The sequence below is a fragment of the Agathobacter rectalis ATCC 33656 genome, assembly GCF_000020605.1.
GTDB classification, from domain to species: Bacteria; Bacillota; Clostridia; order Lachnospirales; family Lachnospiraceae; genus Roseburia; species Roseburia rectalis.
The window spans coordinates 2,364,275-2,381,509 of the sequence record NC_012781.1 but is presented as its reverse complement, the minus strand read 5'-3'; the positions used below and the strand labels follow the sequence as shown (position 1 = coordinate 2,381,509).

At 42.4% G+C, this 17,235-nt stretch carries 15 protein-coding genes; all 15 read left to right on the top strand.

All coding sequences use genetic code 11. From position 1 onward, the window contains the following. Positions 1-6: 6 nt before the first annotated feature. The 15 genes from EUBREC_RS17745 (at position 7) to panD (ending at position 17,231) form a co-directional block, all read left to right on the top strand. Complete coding sequence (locus EUBREC_RS17745; RefSeq protein WP_012743337.1) at positions 7-258, top strand: hypothetical protein; 252 nt, start codon at positions 7-9, stop codon at positions 256-258. A gap of 94 nt (positions 259-352) precedes the next feature. Then, positions 353-1,561, top strand: a complete 1,209-nt coding sequence (locus EUBREC_RS11325) for a hypothetical protein (RefSeq protein ID WP_049757238.1) — start codon at positions 353-355, stop codon at positions 1,559-1,561. A 16-nt stretch (positions 1,562-1,577) separates the two neighbouring features. Further along, entirely contained in the window at positions 1,578-3,143 is a 1,566-nt protein-coding gene (gene asp1, locus EUBREC_RS11320; RefSeq protein WP_012743335.1) for an accessory Sec system protein Asp1, read from the top strand. Continuing rightward, entirely contained in the window at positions 3,136-4,635 is a 1,500-nt protein-coding gene (gene asp2 / locus EUBREC_RS11315; RefSeq protein WP_012743334.1) for an accessory Sec system protein Asp2, read from the top strand. Before asp1 ends, asp2 begins: the two co-directional genes overlap by 8 nt. Positions 4,636-4,644: 9 nt before the next feature. Continuing rightward, the gene (gene asp3, locus EUBREC_RS11310; protein ID WP_012743333.1) at positions 4,645-5,181 is read left to right on the top strand and encodes an accessory Sec system protein Asp3; all 537 of its coding nucleotides are present in this window, start codon (positions 4,645-4,647) and stop codon (positions 5,179-5,181) included. Then, positions 5,096-7,507, top strand: a complete 2,412-nt coding sequence (secA2, locus tag EUBREC_RS11305) for an accessory Sec system translocase SecA2 (protein ID WP_041254167.1) — start codon at positions 5,096-5,098, stop codon at positions 7,505-7,507. Before asp3 ends, secA2 begins: the two co-directional genes overlap by 86 nt. A gap of 45 nt (positions 7,508-7,552) precedes the next feature. Next, positions 7,553-9,043 (top strand): accessory Sec system glycosyltransferase GtfA, encoded by a 1,491-nt coding sequence (gene gtfA / locus EUBREC_RS11300; RefSeq protein ID WP_012743331.1) that lies wholly within the window; start codon positions 7,553-7,555, stop codon positions 9,041-9,043. Continuing rightward, positions 9,022-10,395: an accessory Sec system glycosylation chaperone GtfB gene (gene gtfB / locus EUBREC_RS11295; protein ID WP_012743330.1), complete on the top strand. Its 1,374-nt coding sequence runs from the start codon at positions 9,022-9,024 to the stop codon at positions 10,393-10,395. The genes gtfA and gtfB overlap by 22 nt, the downstream gene beginning before the upstream one ends. A gap of 34 nt (positions 10,396-10,429) precedes the next feature. Then, a complete protein-coding gene (locus EUBREC_RS11290) occupies positions 10,430-10,972 on the top strand; it encodes a hypothetical protein (protein ID WP_015517320.1) in 543 nt (180 codons plus the stop codon). An 80-nt stretch (positions 10,973-11,052) separates the two neighbouring features. Then, entirely contained in the window at positions 11,053-13,869 is a 2,817-nt protein-coding gene (locus EUBREC_RS11285) for an HD domain-containing phosphohydrolase (RefSeq protein ID WP_306718516.1), read from the top strand. Positions 13,870-13,934: 65 nt separating this feature from the next. Continuing rightward, positions 13,935-14,144: a hypothetical protein gene (locus EUBREC_RS11280; protein ID WP_015517322.1), complete on the top strand. Its 210-nt coding sequence runs from the start codon at positions 13,935-13,937 to the stop codon at positions 14,142-14,144. Beyond that, entirely contained in the window at positions 14,141-14,992 is an 852-nt protein-coding gene (locus tag EUBREC_RS11275) for a Rossmann-like and DUF2520 domain-containing protein (RefSeq protein WP_012743326.1), read from the top strand. The genes EUBREC_RS11280 and EUBREC_RS11275 overlap by 4 nt, the downstream gene beginning before the upstream one ends. Before the next feature lie 68 nt (positions 14,993-15,060). Next, entirely contained in the window at positions 15,061-15,888 is an 828-nt protein-coding gene (gene panB / locus EUBREC_RS11270; protein ID WP_041254165.1) for a 3-methyl-2-oxobutanoate hydroxymethyltransferase, read from the top strand. Between the two features lie 70 nt (positions 15,889-15,958). Continuing rightward, positions 15,959-16,798 (top strand): pantoate--beta-alanine ligase, encoded by an 840-nt coding sequence (panC, locus tag EUBREC_RS11265; RefSeq protein WP_015517324.1) that lies wholly within the window; start codon positions 15,959-15,961, stop codon positions 16,796-16,798. A 37-nt stretch (positions 16,799-16,835) separates the two neighbouring features. Continuing rightward, positions 16,836-17,231, top strand: a complete 396-nt coding sequence (gene panD, locus EUBREC_RS11260) for an aspartate 1-decarboxylase (RefSeq protein WP_012743323.1) — start codon at positions 16,836-16,838, stop codon at positions 17,229-17,231. Positions 17,232-17,235: the final 4 nt, after the last annotated feature.

Here is a 17,235-nt window from a genome sequence, read left to right as displayed (position 1 = left end):
ACTCCTGTGGCACCGAATACACCAATTCAGGATGCACAGGTTCCTCTTGCAGTAAATGAGGATGAAGATAATCTTCAGAACATCGAGGATGAGGATACACCTCTTGCAGCAGTCGGAACAGCCAAGGACGGTATCAAAACATGGTGGTGGTGGATTGCAGCAGCAGTTGCAGCTATCACAGGAAAGGGTGTTTATGATAACCGCAGAAGAAAACCGGCAAAGAGTGATGACTCTGAGGATAATTCTGATGAGAAATAAATAATCAATAGCAATACTAAGAATATTGTTTTATAATGTTAGTGACCATCTGTTATGGATGGTCACTAATACTATTCAAAGGAAGAGGAAATCATTGAAAGAGAAGAGACAAAAAGAACATGTATTATTGTATAAGATATTGTATTCTCTAATGATAATGCTTGTATATATGATTGGAAGAAATATCCCATTATATGGAATAGATCTGAAAGCATATGAGGATGTGAGTGTTGATGCACAATCTATTTTGCTTCAGGCATTATCAGGAGATATGAAAAACTGTTCATTGTTTATTCTGGGATTGTGGCCATATATGATTGCTTCAATACTTGCAGTGCTACTGGTAGCAATAATATCTTTAGACAGTTCCCGAAAGATATCTCCAAGAAAACTTAATATATGGACACTTTTTTTTATGATGGTAATTGCATTTATCCAGGCATATCAGAAGGTTCAGACATTTGTGTACAAGGATATGGATGCGCAGATGCTGTTGATTACAAAGATAATTGTGTTTATACAGCTTATAGCAGGCATGCTTATAGTAGTGTATATGTGTGATAGAACCACGAAATACGGTATTGGTGGTCGAATGAGTGTATTCATGATAAATATTGTGGATGGAATGATGAATATGTTTGCAGGACAGAAAGCAGACAGACTGATTTTGCCTGTAATTATCGGTGTTGTTGAGATTGCTATTATGGTTATAATAGAAACAACTGAAAAGAGAATAGCAGTACAGAGAGTTTCCATAAACAATATTTATGCAGATAAGAATTACCTGGCATATAAGTTAAATCCTGTGGGTGCAATGCCGCTTATGTTCACCTCAGCGGTATTTATGCTGCCACAGTTTGTCTGTTCGGGCTTATATTATCTGCACCCGGATAATCAAAAGCTTGCATGGCTTGTTGATAATCTTAGGCTCACGGCTGTTTTTGGAATTATAGTATATTTGGCAATTATTGTATTGCTTACTATTTTATTTTCTGTGATAATGCTCACACCGGGCAAGGAAGCCGAGAATCTGTTGAAATCAGGGGATTCTATTCTGGATATATATGCAGGCAAGCCGACTCGCAGATATCTTGTGGGTACGGTAATCAGATTTTCTATATACAGCTCGATAATTATATGTATATGTCAGGGAGTTCCGCTATTTCTTCAATTTGGAGGATATATTGATTCAACACTGGCTATGTTACCATGCTCTATAATGATGTCGACAGGCATTTGGATATCGTTATATAGAGAGGCTGAGGTTTATAGAAATATGGACAGATATCATCCATTTATATAGTATAAGGAGATTTTTAATGTTATATTTTGTACCGGCATGGTATAAGGAAAACTCATGGATTGAAAATGAACAGCAATGGTACATGAGGAGAATGAAATCAGAGTTTGACGAAACAATTAAACAGATTACACTATTTCACAGAAATGTGGATGTGAAGTATCGGATAGTTTTACTTGGTTATTCACCAAATTTCAGGCATTTCTCTCATAGACAGGGCATGTATCGTTCGCCGTACTGGTCTTGTTTTGATGCAATTGCACAGATTAAGAGGACTAAGATGGCTGTGTTGTCATATCATGATATTAAGTGGCCGGAGGGCGTGGAGTTTGTATATTCACCATTCTCAATTGTTGCCTTGTATAATGGACAGAAATATGCTCAGGTTGAGTTTGGCGAGGATGGGAACCCTATAATTATAGATATGTACGAGGAAGGGCAGATTTGCCGAAGGAATTATTACGATGACAGAGGCTTTGTATCTTCAACGATTATATATGAAAACGGACAAATGAAATATCAGGATTACCTGATGGAAAACACTATTTGGAAGCTCAGAGTAAATGCATCAGATGGAAGTGTAATGGTCAATCCTTCTTATCCGATGTATGATACTAAAACAGGAGAAAAGCAATTTTGTAAGCTGTCATATGACTCACTTGATGAGGTGATACAGGAGGTACTATCTGATTTTGTTAATGAAACCGGGGCAAAGGATACTTTTTTCGTGGCAGTTCATAGTTTGCATATGAAGGTTTTAGGTGATGTGCTCCGAGAAAGAAAGGTAGTTTATACTTTTTTTGAAGAAAGATATGATTATTCGAAAATTCATAGCATCAAAGGCTATCTGAAGTCCTCGGAATATATTATTACAGATTCAAAAAATACGACAAAAATTATAAAGGATAATTTGTCAGATTCAAGTCTGCGTATAATGGATATTCCGCCGTATGATACGCGTATGGATTTTGGTATAAGTCAGCAGTTAAAGGTTCAGAATATTTTGATTCCTATAGATGGGTTGGAAAAGGATGCATATAGAGCAATTATCCGTGAGGTGTCAGAGTATTTGTGTATTAACGATCTTGCAAGGGTACACATTTTTACAAGAAATGCACAGTGGGGACATGAAGATAATATTCGTAACGAGCTTGTCGGTATGCTCAGGGAATATGGACATGATATACGATGGGCATGTAAAGCTGACTCTATTGATGAGGACGAAGAAAAGGTTGAACAGAGATTTTTTATCGATGTGTGTGTGGATGAGAGAACCATCAGCAAATGTATCAATGAGCAAAGGATCATATTGGATTTGCGGGGAGTGGTTGATGTTTTCCTTTATATAACGGCAATAAGTAAAGGTGTTCCGCGTATTAGTTTTTCAGAGGATCAGTTCCTGCATGATGGCAAAAACGGTAGAATCATAGATGATTATAATCAGATAGGCAGAAGTCTGGCATTTTATCTGGATAGTCTTGAGAATTGGAATGCAGCTCTTGTTGCGTGTTATGAAGCAGGAAAGGACTATAAAACAGAAGTATTACTTGATAAATGGCGAAAGGTGTTAGGTATAGTTGAATAGTATTCAGATTTTGTATATTGGAAATGAGGATTGGACAACCAAATATAACATTCCCGATTTCGTTGAGTGGGAGAATTATGAAGACACAGGAATTTTTCCACCTAAACAGGTAGATATCGTTATTTTAGACAGAGATATAACCAATAAGGAAAAACAGATACTGGCTAAGATTACAAGAGCGTACAGTCTTTTTGCTACAGAGAATATAAAGATGCAAAACAGTGTTACTCATGATTATTTTGAGGAGCGATCAGGTCTTTATCTCTATTCAGGGGATGTGCAGGTTTTTCTGGATCAGGAGGCAGCAAAGTATTACAGACAGCCATACGGTGAAAAGTTTAAGCCGGAGCATATATCTGTTAGTCAGTTTTTTAGAGGTTCAGTCAGATGTAAGGGAAACTATGACATGCTATTAGAAGGAAATTTTGGAGACACATTTTCTCAGATAGTGTTCTGGAAATCAAATATTCCGGTGTTTGACAGACAAAATATTGATTTATACTTTGAACACAGAAGGACAGGTTCTGTAGAGGTAAAGTTGCATGTATATAAATTCTATAATGGTTCTGTCGGTGATATCCAAAGGGTATGGGAATTCAGCCAGGATGAATTAGATGGGATTGTGACTATTGACAATGACGAGCTTGAAGGACCGCTGTTTGTTTCTGTTTTGGCAAAAGGACAGGGAACACTCGAAGTTATATCGTTGCATGACAGATATTCAAGGCAGAATATAGGTTATTTTCTTCCTGGTGGAGAGAGGATTATTTCATCACAGGGAGAAGAGATATTTACATATCTGGATAAAGGAGATTGTAAACCACCTCTTGCTATTTATTTTTCGGGATATCGTAAGCAGGAAGGATTTGAGGGCTATAATATGATGAGAAAGCTCGGATGTCCTTTTATGCTTATTACTGATCCAAGACTTGAGGGTGGTGCTTTTTATATAGATAATGCTGATTTAGAGGAAAAGCTGTTTAATAATATTGAAAAAACGATTAATGAAATGAGGTTTAAGAAATCGGATGTTATTATTTCCGGAATGTCGATGGGTACTTTTGGTTCCCTTTATTTTGGCTCTAAATTGAGTCCCCATGCACTGATTTTAGCAAAGCCACTTACAGAGCTTGGCGTTGTTGCAGAAAACGAAAGGCTTCTTAGACCGGGAGTTTTTCCGACATCACTTGATTTGTTATTGAAAAATTATGGTTCATTATCGAAAAAGAGTGTAGAAGAATTTGATAAAAGAATGTGGGAAAGATTTGATAAAGCAGACTGGTCTCATACTAAATTTATAGCTTCATATTTGTATGAGGATGATTATGATACAGATGGATATAAAAATATACTGGAACATTTGAAATCAGAAGGTGTAGAAGTATATGGAAAAGGTTCCCATGGACATCATAATGATAATCACGAGAGTGTTGTGGGATGGTTTTTGAGTCAATACAGGCTGATTCTTGAAGAAGATTTTAATCGAAAGTGATGTAGATATATGGTAAATGATACTTGGACAGTATATTGGGAAGAGGTTATGTCTGATTCATATGGGTATGGGTCAGAGGTGGAATTTAATAAAGACAAATCAGTAAGATATTCTAACAGGCTTATGCCACCGGGAACTGTGGTTCACAGATGGTATTCAAAGACGAATTATCAGATGCACAGGCTAGAACCAACATTGCCGCTTATTGATGGCGAGAGCACATATTTTATCGGGCTGAACATTGATTATAACAGTGTGGAAAGCGAGGCTCTGATTCTTCGTATCATATTTTACGACAGGTACGATAACGAGACGAAAAGCACTATTGTGAGAGATAATAAAGCATATTTTTTACCACCAATCACGACATACAGTTATTCAATAGAATTGATTAATGGCGGAAATGCGGATTTCACGTTTAAGTCACTTATAATAAAAGAGGTTTCAAAGGAAGAGTTTGATGAAGACCAGAAGAGAATTGAAAAGCTTAAAAAGATTGCTAGCAAAGGTCAAAAAAAGCGAAGAAAAAATAAAAAATCTAAGTGATAATGAATTAAAACATCTTACAGTTGAGTTTAAGGACAGATACCAGAGTGGTGAATCACTGGATTCGTTATTGCCGGATGCATTTGCAGCTATTGTTGAGGCTGATGAAAGAGTTCTTGGAAAAAGACCATATGATGTTCAGATTCTTGCAGGAGCAGCCTTACACAAGGGATATCTTGCCGAGATGAATACAGGTGAAGGTAAAACTCTGGCAGCTACGATGCCTTTATATCTGAATGCCTTGACAGGTAAAAGCTGTATGCTTGTCACGACAAATGACTATCTTGCTTCACGTGATGGTGAGGAGATGGGTGAAGTATATTCTTTTATGGGACTGACATGCTCATATCCTGATGGTAATGATTCTAATACTAATAAGAGAACGGATGATGAACGTAAAATATTTTATTCAGCGGATATCATATATACCACAAACGGTACATTGGGTTTTGACTATCTGTTTGATAATCTTGTTAAGAATAAGTCAGATAGGTTTTTGTGTGATTTCAATTATGTAATTATTGATGAGGCTGACTCGGTGCTTTTGGATGCCGCTATTATGCCGCTTGTTATATCAGGAGTTCCGCGTGTGCAGTCAAATCTTTATAATCTGTGTGATTTCTTTGTTACGACACTGGTTGAGGATATTGACTATATTGAAGAGGACAAGGCTGTCTGGCTTACTCCAAAGGGAGTTAAATTTGCAGAGAGCTTTTTTGGTATTCCTAACTTTTATGGCAAGGAATATTTTGAAATCAACAGGCATGTTACGCTGGCATTGAGAGCTCATAAATTGCTCGAAAATAAAAAAGATTATGTAATCAGCCCGGATGGAGAGGTGGAACTGTTTGACGGAGCGACAGGACGTCTCATGCATGGTGTAAAGCTGCGTGGCGGTCAGCATCAGGCTATAGAGGCAAAGGAAAAGGTAGAGATATCGCAGGAATACAGAACTGTGGCATCTGTTACCTTTCAAAATCTGTTCATGCTGTTTGACAAGATGGCCGGCATGAGCGGTACACTCATGGATGCAAAGGATGAGCTTTTTGAGGTATATCACAAGAGGGTTGTTAAAATACCGACAAACAAGCCAATGATTAGGAAAGACCATAAAGATAAATATTTTAGAAATGCAAGAGATCAGTTTCACACTGCAGCAAATGATGTTATTGAATTGCATAAAACAGGACAGCCTGTGCTCGTAGTTTTAAACTCTGTTACAGATACCGATTTGTTTTCGAGATTGATGATTCAGTACAATATCCCGCATAACGTACTAAATGCCAGTAATGCTTTTTGGGAAGCGCAGATTATCGCAGGAGCAGGTCAGCTGAATGCGGTCACGGTTGCTACAACTATGGCAGGAAGAGGAACAGATATAAAGCTTGGAGAAGGTGTGAAGGAGCTTGGAGGTCTGGCTGTTATAGGTGTGGGAAGGATGGAAAACAGAAGGTCTGAAAGGCAGGCAAGAGGCCGCGCCGGCAGACAGGGGGACCCGGGCTTCAGCCAGTACTATGTGAGCCTCGAGGATGACATAGTAGGTGCTGAGGATGATGAAAAGCTTGAAAAGTACATTGATGGAAAGCGATGGATAAGCAGGAGCCGGATAAGACGTATTGTAAATCAAAGCCAGCGATTAAATAATGAGATGGCAGAGATGAATCGTAAGAGATCTGTGCAGTACGACCAGGTCCTCCAGCGTCAGCGTGACTTAATCTACGCAACCAGAAAGAACCTGCTCGACGGCGCAAGCGTCGAGGAGGAGAAGATAGTAGAGATTGCGAAGGAGAATATTTCAGATTTCGTTAATCATTTTGACTGCATACAGAGTAATAATAAGCATGGCAGGCGCCGTGGCAGAAAGAAAGATAGCGATAAAAATACCAATACACAGCAATACACATCCATGCTTAACAGATACATTCTTGACAATATCTCCTACAAGCTGGACGCCGGTCTGTCAAAGTCTGACATGCAAAGCGCCGCCACTGTTAGCGATTACCTGATGCTTCGCGTGTATCAGGGGCTTTCAAGACAGCGTGAGCGCATAGGCGATGAGGAGGCTTACGAGCAGTTTGTCCGCGAGGCAACTCTAAAGGCGGTGGATGATGGCTGGGTTGAGCTGATTGACTACCTTGAGCAGCTCAAGTATGCGGTAGCGGGAAGAGCATCCGCTCAGAGAAATGTTATGTTTGAATACCAAAATGAGGCTTTCGAGTCGTTTTTGGATACAGAAAAAGCGGTAAAATGTAATATCATAAGGAATATTTTGCTTAGTGATGTGAAAATCGGCAAGGATGGCAGGCTGCAGGTCATCTACCCTTAAAGGTTATTATAATATAAATAGTTTGACAGATACGAGGAGAATCATATGGTATATAACTTCAATCTCGGAATAGGCTGGGCTTCAAGCGGTGTGGAGTACGCACAGAGCTACAGGGCTAATCTGCTCCGCAGGGCGCACATTCCGGCAAGGTTTGTTTTCACAGATATGTTTCCAACAGAAAATATAGAGCACATGACAAGAAATATCGGCTTTTTGGATGAGGAAGTGATATGGCTATACACATTTTTTACAGATGTGAGGACATCGCCTGTCACCTTTACTCTAAAGCAGCTTGAGGCTTCGATGGCAGAGGAGGATTATACCTTTTCCAGAGAGGGCAAGACGTGCAGGTATCAGTTTAAGGAGAGCGGCAGGTTCTACACCTGCTACATGGTTGATGATACAAGTGATCTAGTGCACAGAGTCGAGATTGTTTCAAACGGATGCCTGATCAGGAAGGATTATTACACTTATTGCAGGACCTTCAGCGAGTACTATGCTCCGCTTGACGGCAAGGCTCATCTGTACGGCAGGACATTTTTCAATGAGGATGGCTCAGTGTGCTACGAGGAGGTCATAGAGGATGACAGCACCTTTTACAGGATTGGAGCGCAGGTGCTTTATACCAAGGCTGACCTGGTCGGCTATATGGTAAAGAGGCTTAACTTAACGGCTGATGATGTGGTGATCATCGACAGGACGACAGGCATAGGCCAGGCAATCCTCGAAAACTGTGGACCGGCGCGCGTAGGAATAGTGGTGCATGCGGACCATTTCAGCGAGGGCGGCACGGATGATGATTACATACTGTGGAACAACTATTATGAGTATTCGTTTTCACAGACTGAGCACATAGATTTCTACATCACAGCGACAGATGCGCAGAATGAGCTTATGAGGCAGCAGTTCAAGAAGTATTGTGGAAAAGAGCCTCAAGTGGTGACTATTCCGGTGGGCAGTCTGGATGAGCTTAAGTATCCGGATGAGCCGAGAAAGAGGCACTCGCTCATCACTGCGTCGCGTCTTGCGACTGAGAAGCACTGTGACTGGTTGGTGGAGGCCGTTGTGAAAGCAAAAGAAAGCGTGCCTGACATTTCGCTTGACATATATGGCAAGGGTGGCGATGAGGCGAAGCTTAAGGGACTTATCGGCAGGCTGGGCTGTGCCGATTATGTGCATTTGATGGGACAACAGAAATTAGATGATGTATACAAGCACTATGATGCGTATGTGGCAGCTTCACAGAGTGAGGGCTTCGGGCTCACACTCATGGAGGCCATAGGCTCAGGGCTTCCTATAGTGGGCTTTGATGTGAGGTATGGCAACCAGACCTTTATCGATGATGGGCAAAACGGCTACAAAATTCCAATCACCGATGAGATGGATCAGAAGGAGAAGATAAAGCTTCTTTCTGAGCGTATAGTGAGGATGTTTACAGAGGATGACATGGATGCATTTTCAGGACATTCATATGAGAAGGCCAAAGAATATCTGACTAAGGAGGTGGTTCACAGATGGATAGAGCTGTTGAAGTAACACACACGGCAGATGGTATCACACTGCTCTTTGATACATTTTCGGGCGAGAGCAAGAATCTCCTTGAGTCATTTAAGAATGCCGGTGCTGCCTTTCATGCAGCAGCCATTGAGGATGACGGTTTCCTGCCGGATGATGTGATGAGCGTGTATGGATTTTTCTTAGGCGATTACCGGGAGGCTGACAGCTTACCGGGTAAGCCGCTGTATTTCAACCAGATACAGATTCCTGATTACTGGCGCATAGAGGGCGATAATTCATCTGCGAAGGTCATGGACCGCACCAGGGAGCGAGCGAGGATATTTTTCACGGAGCCTACGCACAGGCGGCAGGTTAAGATTGTTGACTGGCTTGATGATGCCGGTCAGGTCAGGCTTTCAGAGCATTATAACAGGTATGGCGCGATCTTCTGTCACACGGTTTTTAATAAAAAGGGACAGAAGGCACTCAGGAAGTTTTTTGATGTGACGGGCAGGGAGATGATAGTGGAAAACTTTGTCACAGGTGATATACTCGTCAGATGGCAGGATAAGGACTGGATTTTCAGAAGTAAGACAGACTTTATAGCGTTTTTCATCAGGTGCGCAGGGCTGGAGGATACAGCGGTTTATTTCAACTCGCTGTCATATCCGTTTTTTGCATCACAGGCGCTTGCGCCAAACGGCTTTCGCGACGCACTCTTCTGGCACGAGCCGGTGGGAGATGAGATACCCGGCAATATGCAGATTATACTGCATGATCAGGGAACGAGGGCAAAGCGCGTATTTGTATCGCGCAGGGAGTCCTACGACAGGCTTATAGCACTTGGCGCTCCTTCCGATAAGGTGAAGCAGCTTGGATATATCTACAGCTTTGTCAGGGAAAATAAGCACAGGCCGCACATACTCGTATGTACCAATTCAGAGAATGTAGGTCATCTGACAGAGCTTGCGTCACTCATGCCGCAGATGCATTTTCATGTGGCGGCCATCACAGAGATGTCGTCGAAGCTTATGTCGGCAGGGCAGTATGACAATGTGTCACTCTACCCTAATGTGAAGATGTCCGTACTGGATAGTCTTTTTGAGAAGTGTGATTTCTACCTCGATATCAATCACGAGGGTGAGATAGTGGATGCAGTTCACAGAGCTTTCTTAAACAACATGCTTATAGTGGGCTATGAGGAGACCATGCACAACGCATATTACACCGCAGACACGAATACATTTAAGGAGAGCGAGTACGCTGATATGGCGGAGGCCCTCAACCTGACACTGGCTATGCCGCATCTCATTGATGAGGCGCTTGCCATGCAGAAAAAGGCTGCTGTAGCGGCTGATGCAACAGACTACATGGAAATACTCCATTTGTAGTAATACAGGGTTTATGAACAGAAAGGAGCTTAATATGAGTAAAAACACTAACAACAATCAGACAGTAGACGAGAAAAAGGGTAAAAGGACAGGGCTTACAATACTGGGCTATGTGCTTGTGATCGTGGCACTTCTTACAGTGCTTCCGGTTGTGCTTCCACCGATATTTGGCTATCATACATATCTTTCGGGCACAGACCATACAGGAAATATTTCAAAGAACGGCAGCGTGGTATATTTAAAGACTATTGACGAGGCCTCTTATAAGGATGGCAATATAGTAGCCATCGAATCAGCTGATTCATCAGGCAGAAGGGTAGATTCATACTATGTGGATTCTAATGATTCTTCTGCAAAAGAGATTGCACTTCGTGATGGAAATGGTGTATCATATAAGGTAGTTAAAGGGCAGGTTATCGCAAAGACTCCGTTTATAGGATACTTAAGCCAGCTGTGCTTTTCAGCAGTTGGAATTATTGTCACGGTAGTGATTTTTGCTGCAGGTGTAGCAATCATGATGTATGTAAACAAAATCAGCAAGGAAATCAACACCATGGTTGAACAGCAGACTGCATAGTGTGTCTGAATTCCCATCTGCGACATTAGAAAACCTGACTATTATAAAGCAGACCTTATGTTTGCGGAATAGGATAAGTGATGGATAGATACAGCGTGAGTAGGACAAAGAGGTCATTGTTTTATTTAATGATGGCCTTTTTGATTGTTGGATTTATAATTGCCGAGTGCATATTACCGAGTGAGAGAAGCCAGTCTGTAAGTGATAATAATATCACCTACGAGGGCAGCTTTACATGGGAGAAGTCCGATGGTGAAAGGGAGGCTATTGAAGTACCCGGCAGGTACGATGTTAAGCCGGGGGATACGATGGTCATAACTACTGTTCTGCCTGATGATTTCAATGCAAGTGTCATGGCAATCAGAGCATCACTTCAGACAGTCAGATTTTACGTGGATGGCAGTCTGAGAGCAGAGTATGATACAAAGGACACGAGACCCTTCGGCAAGGATTCCGCGAGCAGATATGTATTTTGCAATATGTCGGAGGATGATGCCGGCAAAGAGCTGCGCATTGAGCTGACAAGCCATGCATCCAACTATTCAGGCGTTGTAAATACAGTATACTGTGGAGAAAAGAGCGATATATGGACAAATATATTTCATAATAGCTCAAGAGAGACGATTATAGCATTTTTCATTTTTTTTGCTGCTGTAGTGTCTGTTATGTTCAGTATAGCACTCAGTATTGTATACAAGACACATTTTGACATGGAGTATGTAGGCTGGTGTATGCTTCTTGGGGCAATATGGATGCTTGGTGAATCGAAGCTGCGTCAGATGCTGGTGCCGAATGCATCTGTTTTGGCGGCTATGTGCTTTGTGGTTATTCTGATTAGTCCTATTGCTGTTTCGATTTATATTGACAGCATACAGGGTGGGCGTTATACAAGAGTGTATACATGCATAGAGGCACTTGCGGCTGTGAATTTCATTGTCTGCACAGCTTTGCAGCTTTTTGGTGTGTGCGATTATATAGAGACTCTGCCGGCAGGACAGGGAATGCTTGCTGTCTGCTGCGCGGTCGTTATCACAACGTTTATCATTGATATAATTAAGCATAGGACATTGGGCTACAGACCTGAGATGGTTGCCATGATTATAGCACTTGTTCTGGTGCTTATAGAGGCTGCTTCTGTGTACTTTGTTGTCACTATGTCAGGCTTCTTTATCGGAACAGGCCTTATTGTGATTTTGTTTGTCAATATAATAGTCACAATAAAAAGAATCAGCGAGATAGAATACAAGCGCCAGAAGGAAGAAAGTGACAGGCTTAGAAATCAGACAGAGAGAGTTTCCCTTCAGATGATGAAGACACTCGCTGCTACAATAGAAGCAAAGGATGATTATATGAGAGGGCACTCATACAGGGTGGCAGAGTACTCTGCTCTCATTGCAAAGCAGCTTGGCTGGAGTGAGCATGAGATGGAGAATCTTAGAAATGCTGCATATCTGCATGATATCGGAAAGATTGGCGTGCCTGATACAATATTAAATAAGCCGACCAGGCTGACCGATGAAGAGTTTGCAGCCATAAAGAGCCATACTGTGATGGGCGCAGATATCTTAAAGGATATCACACTGTTAGACCATCTGGTGGATATTGCAAGGAATCATCATGAGCGCTACGATGGAAAGGGCTATCCTGACGGACTGGTGGGAGAGGAAATACCGCTTTCTGCCCGTATAGTGTGTGTGGCAGACAGCTATGATGCCATGAAATCGCGCAGGATTTACAGGAATGCACTGCCCGATGAAGAAATCCGAAGGGAGCTTTTGGATAACTGCGGCACGCAGTTTGACCCGCAGATATCGCGTATGTTTGTTGATATGCTTGACAATGGCATGGTTGTGATTGATGAGGATAATCCTGCGGCTCAGGGCTACCGTGATAATGCGGCTATCGAGTCAGTGGCAGACAAATTCATATCTGAGGTCATGAAGACCATGAGCAGTCAGGAAAAAGCCGATAGTGTTGATTATCTGACAGGACTTTACATGCGAAGTCGTGGACAGCAGGTAATAGCAGCCCTGATGCAGGATAATGATGGCTGTCTTGCCTTCATAGATATGGATAATCTCAAAAAAGTCAATGATGTGCATGGTCACAAGGCGGGTGACAGGGCACTTAAGCTTATAGGTAATCTCCTTGCTAAAGAGACTGAGAATGAGACCTTTGCAGCCTGCAGGCTTGGAGGTGACGAGTTCCTCATCTTTATGCCATATTCTGACAGGGCAAGCGTGGAGAGTGTTATAAAGCGCATATTTGAGGGCTTCGAGAGCGCCAGGGAAGCAGACTGTGAGATAAAGGAGGCCGCTCTTTCAGCAGGACTGTGCATGACGACAAAGGGAGCCATGTTTGAAAGTGACTACACAAAGGCAGATAAGGCGCTCTACTATGTGAAGCAGAACTGTAAGGGTTCATATTTCTTCTATGAGCAGCTCTTAGCTGACAATAAGGAGAATACAAATCTGAGTGCGGATTTACGAAACGTGGCAAAGCTTTTAAAGGAGAGTGGCAGCTATACAGGTGCGTTGGATTTAAACTACAGAGAGTTTGCAAGAATCTATGAGTTCGTGAACAATGTAGGAGATAGGCACAACCACAACTGCTATCTGGTCATGGTGACTATGAACACTCTGCCGGAGCAGCTTGCAGATATCGAGGAAATTGAGAAGGCACTTGACTGCATGGAACAGTCTATCCGCAGTAAGATCAGAAAGGTGGATGTCTGCACGCGCTACAGCTCAATGCAGTATCTTATCATACTATTTGAGCCACAGGAAAATCAGATTCCAAATGTCATGGAGAGAATCTTTATGCATTACTATGAGCTCTGTGACAGAGAGAATTTCAAGCCGCAGTATGAGTATATCAAAATGACTGAGGTAAAATAGGGATTGTTAAATAATAGTCAATGTGGTATAGTTTTCTTCGAACGGTATTCGAAGGAAACTGTATCATGGAGGATGTGTTGTCACCTTATGACAGAGCATATCCGGCAGACACAAGGAAGCCAAAAGCACATTGCTGTAGCAGATATGAAGCAGACAGCAAAGTGACAGGCGCGCACAGGGTAAATCGACCGCTGCCATACGGCACATGGCGGAGATTATATCAGCTGCGAGATAAGGAATGGTCTGACCGGCTTGGAAAGAAGGTGGTAGCATGAAAATAGGCATAATCGGCGCAGGCAGAGTGGGCTGTTCTATAGGTAAATACCTAAGGACAAAGGACATAGAGCTTGCAGGCTATTATGACGTGGATTCTGCGGCGGCTAAGGAGGCTGCGGAGTTTACAAGGACAGAGAGCTTTGATTCGCTAAAGCAACTGGCGGATCAATCACAGATTATATTTATCACCACACCGGATTCATTTATTATACCGGTTTGGGAACAATTAAAAGAGCTGTCTCTAACGAATCAGATTATATGTCATTGCAGTGGCGCATTATCATCCGATTCATTTTCCGGAAGGGAGAGCATGAGCGTATCATGCTGTTCAATTCATCCAATGTTACCGTTCAGTAACAAATTTTCATCATATGAGCAATTAAATAAAGCATTTTTCACAGTGGAAGGGCAGGATGCTGCGGTTGAAGCAATATCCGGGCTGTTTTGTTCTATTGGAAATGAGGTATGCCGCATTGATGGCGCTAAAAAGGCAAAATACCATGCAGCGGCTAGTATTTTGAGCAATCAGGTGATTGCTGTCCTTGACATGGGCTATTCTCTTTTGGAGGACTGCGGCTTTACAAGGGCTGAGGCTGTAAGAGCTACAGGCCAGCTTGTGATGCGCAATATCGAAAACGTACTCGAAGCAGGCTGTGACGGCGCACTGACCGGGCCAATCGAGAGAAACGATATTGAAACAGTGAAAAAGCACATCGCATGTATGCAAAATGACGATAGCGATGATGTCAGATTGTACAAAATGCTTGGTACAAAACTAGTAAATATTGCTGAAAAAAAGAATCCTGATAAGGATTACACTCAGATGATGGAATTGCTAAGAGGCTGACAATACCGTGAATGGTTCCAAGTAGTTACAAGAAACGGATTGTTGCAGAAAGACAGAGGGATTGGACAATGAAAAATACAGTAGTAACTTTTAAACAGGCAAAGGAAAAGGGCGAGAAGCTCACGATGCTCACAGCATATGATTATTCGACAGCAAAGCTCATAGATGAGGCCGGAATCAATGCAATTTTAGTAGGAGATTCTCTCGGCATGGTGGTGCTTGGCTATGAGGATACACTTTCAGTGACTATGGAGGATATGATTCATCACAGCGCAGCTGTTTCAAGAGGCATAAAGGATACGCTGCTCATCACAGATATGCCTTTTATGTCATATCAGACATCGGTTTATGATGCTGTGGTCAATGCAGGACGACTCGTGAAGGAAGGCCATGCGCAGGCAGTCAAGCTCGAGGGTGGCAAGGAGGTATGTCCACAGATAAAGGCTATCGTGGATGCATCAATTCCGGTATGTGCACATTTAGGGCTTACACCACAGTCAGTAAATGCATTTGGCGGCTTCAAGGTGCAGGGAAAGGGTGAAGAGGCAGCACAGAAGCTTCTTGACGATGCCCGTGCAGTTGAGGCGGCAGGAGCATTTGCAGTAGTGCTCGAGTGCGTGCCAAAGGCACTTGCCAAAAAAATCACAGAGAGCATAAGCATACCTACAATCGGTATCGGAGCGGGAGCAGACTGCGACGGCCAGGTGCTCGTATATCAGGATATGCTTGCCATGTATGCAAACATGAAGCCGAAATTTGTAAAGCAGTTTGCACAGGTCGGAAAAGAAATGAATGAGGCGTTCACAGCCTACAAAAAGGCTGTTGAGGAGGGAAGCTTCCCTGGTGAGGAGCATACCTTTAAGATGGATGAGACAATAATTGACAAGCTGTATTAGTATCGAAAATAGTATTGAAGAATATTTACAAAAAATAGCTACGAAAAATAAAAGAATAAGGAGACATAAAATGTTAATATACGGACAAATCGAACAGGTAAGAGAAGCAGTAAAGGCATGGAAAAAAGAGGGCAAAAGCGTTGGCTTTGTACCTACAATGGGATACCTCCACGAGGGACACAAGAGCTTAATCGATGCGGCAAGACGCGAGAATGACAAGGTTGTAGTGAGTATTTTTGTAAATCCAATGCAGTTTGGCCCTGCAGAGGATTTAGACAGCTATCCACGTGATTTAAACAGGGATGCAAAGCTTTGTGAGGATGCGGGCGTTGACATTATTTTCCATCCTGAGCCTGAGGAGATGTATGCAGACGGCTTCTGCTCATATGTGGATATGAATGGCCTCACAACTGAGCTTTGTGGAAAAACAAGACCTATCCATTTTAGAGGTGTGCAGACAGTTGTCCTGAAGCTGTTTCACATTGTGACACCTGACCGTGCATACTTTGGACAGAAGGATGCACAGCAGCTTGCGGTCATAAAGCGTATGGTAAAGGATTTAAATGTTGACACAGAAATCATCGGCTGCCCAATCATCCGTGAGGAGGATGGACTGGCAAAGAGCTCAAGAAACACATATTTAAGTGAGGATGAAAGACAGGCAGCGCTTGTACTGAGCAGAAGCTTAAAAATCGGAAAGCAGCTCGTAGAGGATGGCGAAAAGAGTGCAAAAGCGATAAAGGATGCAATCACAGCAGAGATAAACAAGGAGCCGCTTGCAAGAATTGATTATGTAGATGTGGTTGATTTTGAAACAATTACACCGGTTGATGAGATTAAGGGAACAACACTCGTGGCAATTGCTGTCTATATCGGAAAGACAAGGCTGATTGACAATTTTATTGCGTAGACGGACAAGAAACGATTATTGAAAAGAGGTACAAACAATGAATTATACAATGCTTAAGGGCAAAATACACAGAGCGGTGGTCAAGCAGGCTGACTTAAACTACGTGGGAAGCATCACTGTAGATACAAAGCTGCTTGAGGCAGCAGGCATCTTGGAGTATGAGATGGTACAGATTGTCGATGTGGAAAACGGAAACAGATTCGAGACCTACACCATCGCCGGAGAGCCGGGCTCAGGCATGATATGCTTAAACGGCGCAGCCGCCAGACAGGTTGCAGTCGGTGACCATGTGATACTCATGTGCTATGCGCAGATGACACCGGAGGAAGCAAAGGAGCATCATCCGAAGGTTGTGTTTGTGGATGATGAAAACAAGATAGCGCGTGTGACAAATTATGAGAAGCATGGAAAGCTGACGGAGGATTTTATTTAACAAT

Excerpts from the sequence above, each read along its gene's own strand:
- panD (WP_012743323.1), top strand. The coding sequence starts at position 16,836 with ATGAATTATACAATGCTTAAGGGCAAAATACACAGAGCGGTGGTCAAG.
- panC (WP_015517324.1), top strand. The coding sequence starts at position 15,959 with ATGTTAATATACGGACAAATCGAACAGGTAAGAGAAGCAGTAAAGGCA.
- secA2 (WP_041254167.1), top strand. The coding sequence starts at position 5,096 with ATGAAGACCAGAAGAGAATTGAAAAGCTTAAAAAGATTGCTAGCAAAG.
- EUBREC_RS11280 (WP_015517322.1), top strand. The coding sequence starts at position 13,935 with ATGGAGGATGTGTTGTCACCTTATGACAGAGCATATCCGGCAGACACA.
- EUBREC_RS11290 (WP_015517320.1), top strand. The coding sequence starts at position 10,430 with ATGAGTAAAAACACTAACAACAATCAGACAGTAGACGAGAAAAAGGGT.
- gtfB (WP_012743330.1), top strand. The coding sequence starts at position 9,022 with ATGGATAGAGCTGTTGAAGTAACACACACGGCAGATGGTATCACACTG.
- EUBREC_RS11275 (WP_012743326.1), top strand. The coding sequence starts at position 14,141 with ATGAAAATAGGCATAATCGGCGCAGGCAGAGTGGGCTGTTCTATAGGT.
- EUBREC_RS11285 (WP_306718516.1), top strand. The coding sequence starts at position 11,053 with ATGGATAGATACAGCGTGAGTAGGACAAAGAGGTCATTGTTTTATTTA.
- asp3 (WP_012743333.1), top strand. The coding sequence starts at position 4,645 with ATGGTAAATGATACTTGGACAGTATATTGGGAAGAGGTTATGTCTGAT.
- asp1 (WP_012743335.1), top strand. The coding sequence starts at position 1,578 with ATGTTATATTTTGTACCGGCATGGTATAAGGAAAACTCATGGATTGAA.
- panB (WP_041254165.1), top strand. The coding sequence starts at position 15,061 with ATGAAAAATACAGTAGTAACTTTTAAACAGGCAAAGGAAAAGGGCGAG.
- gtfA (WP_012743331.1), top strand. The coding sequence starts at position 7,553 with ATGGTATATAACTTCAATCTCGGAATAGGCTGGGCTTCAAGCGGTGTG.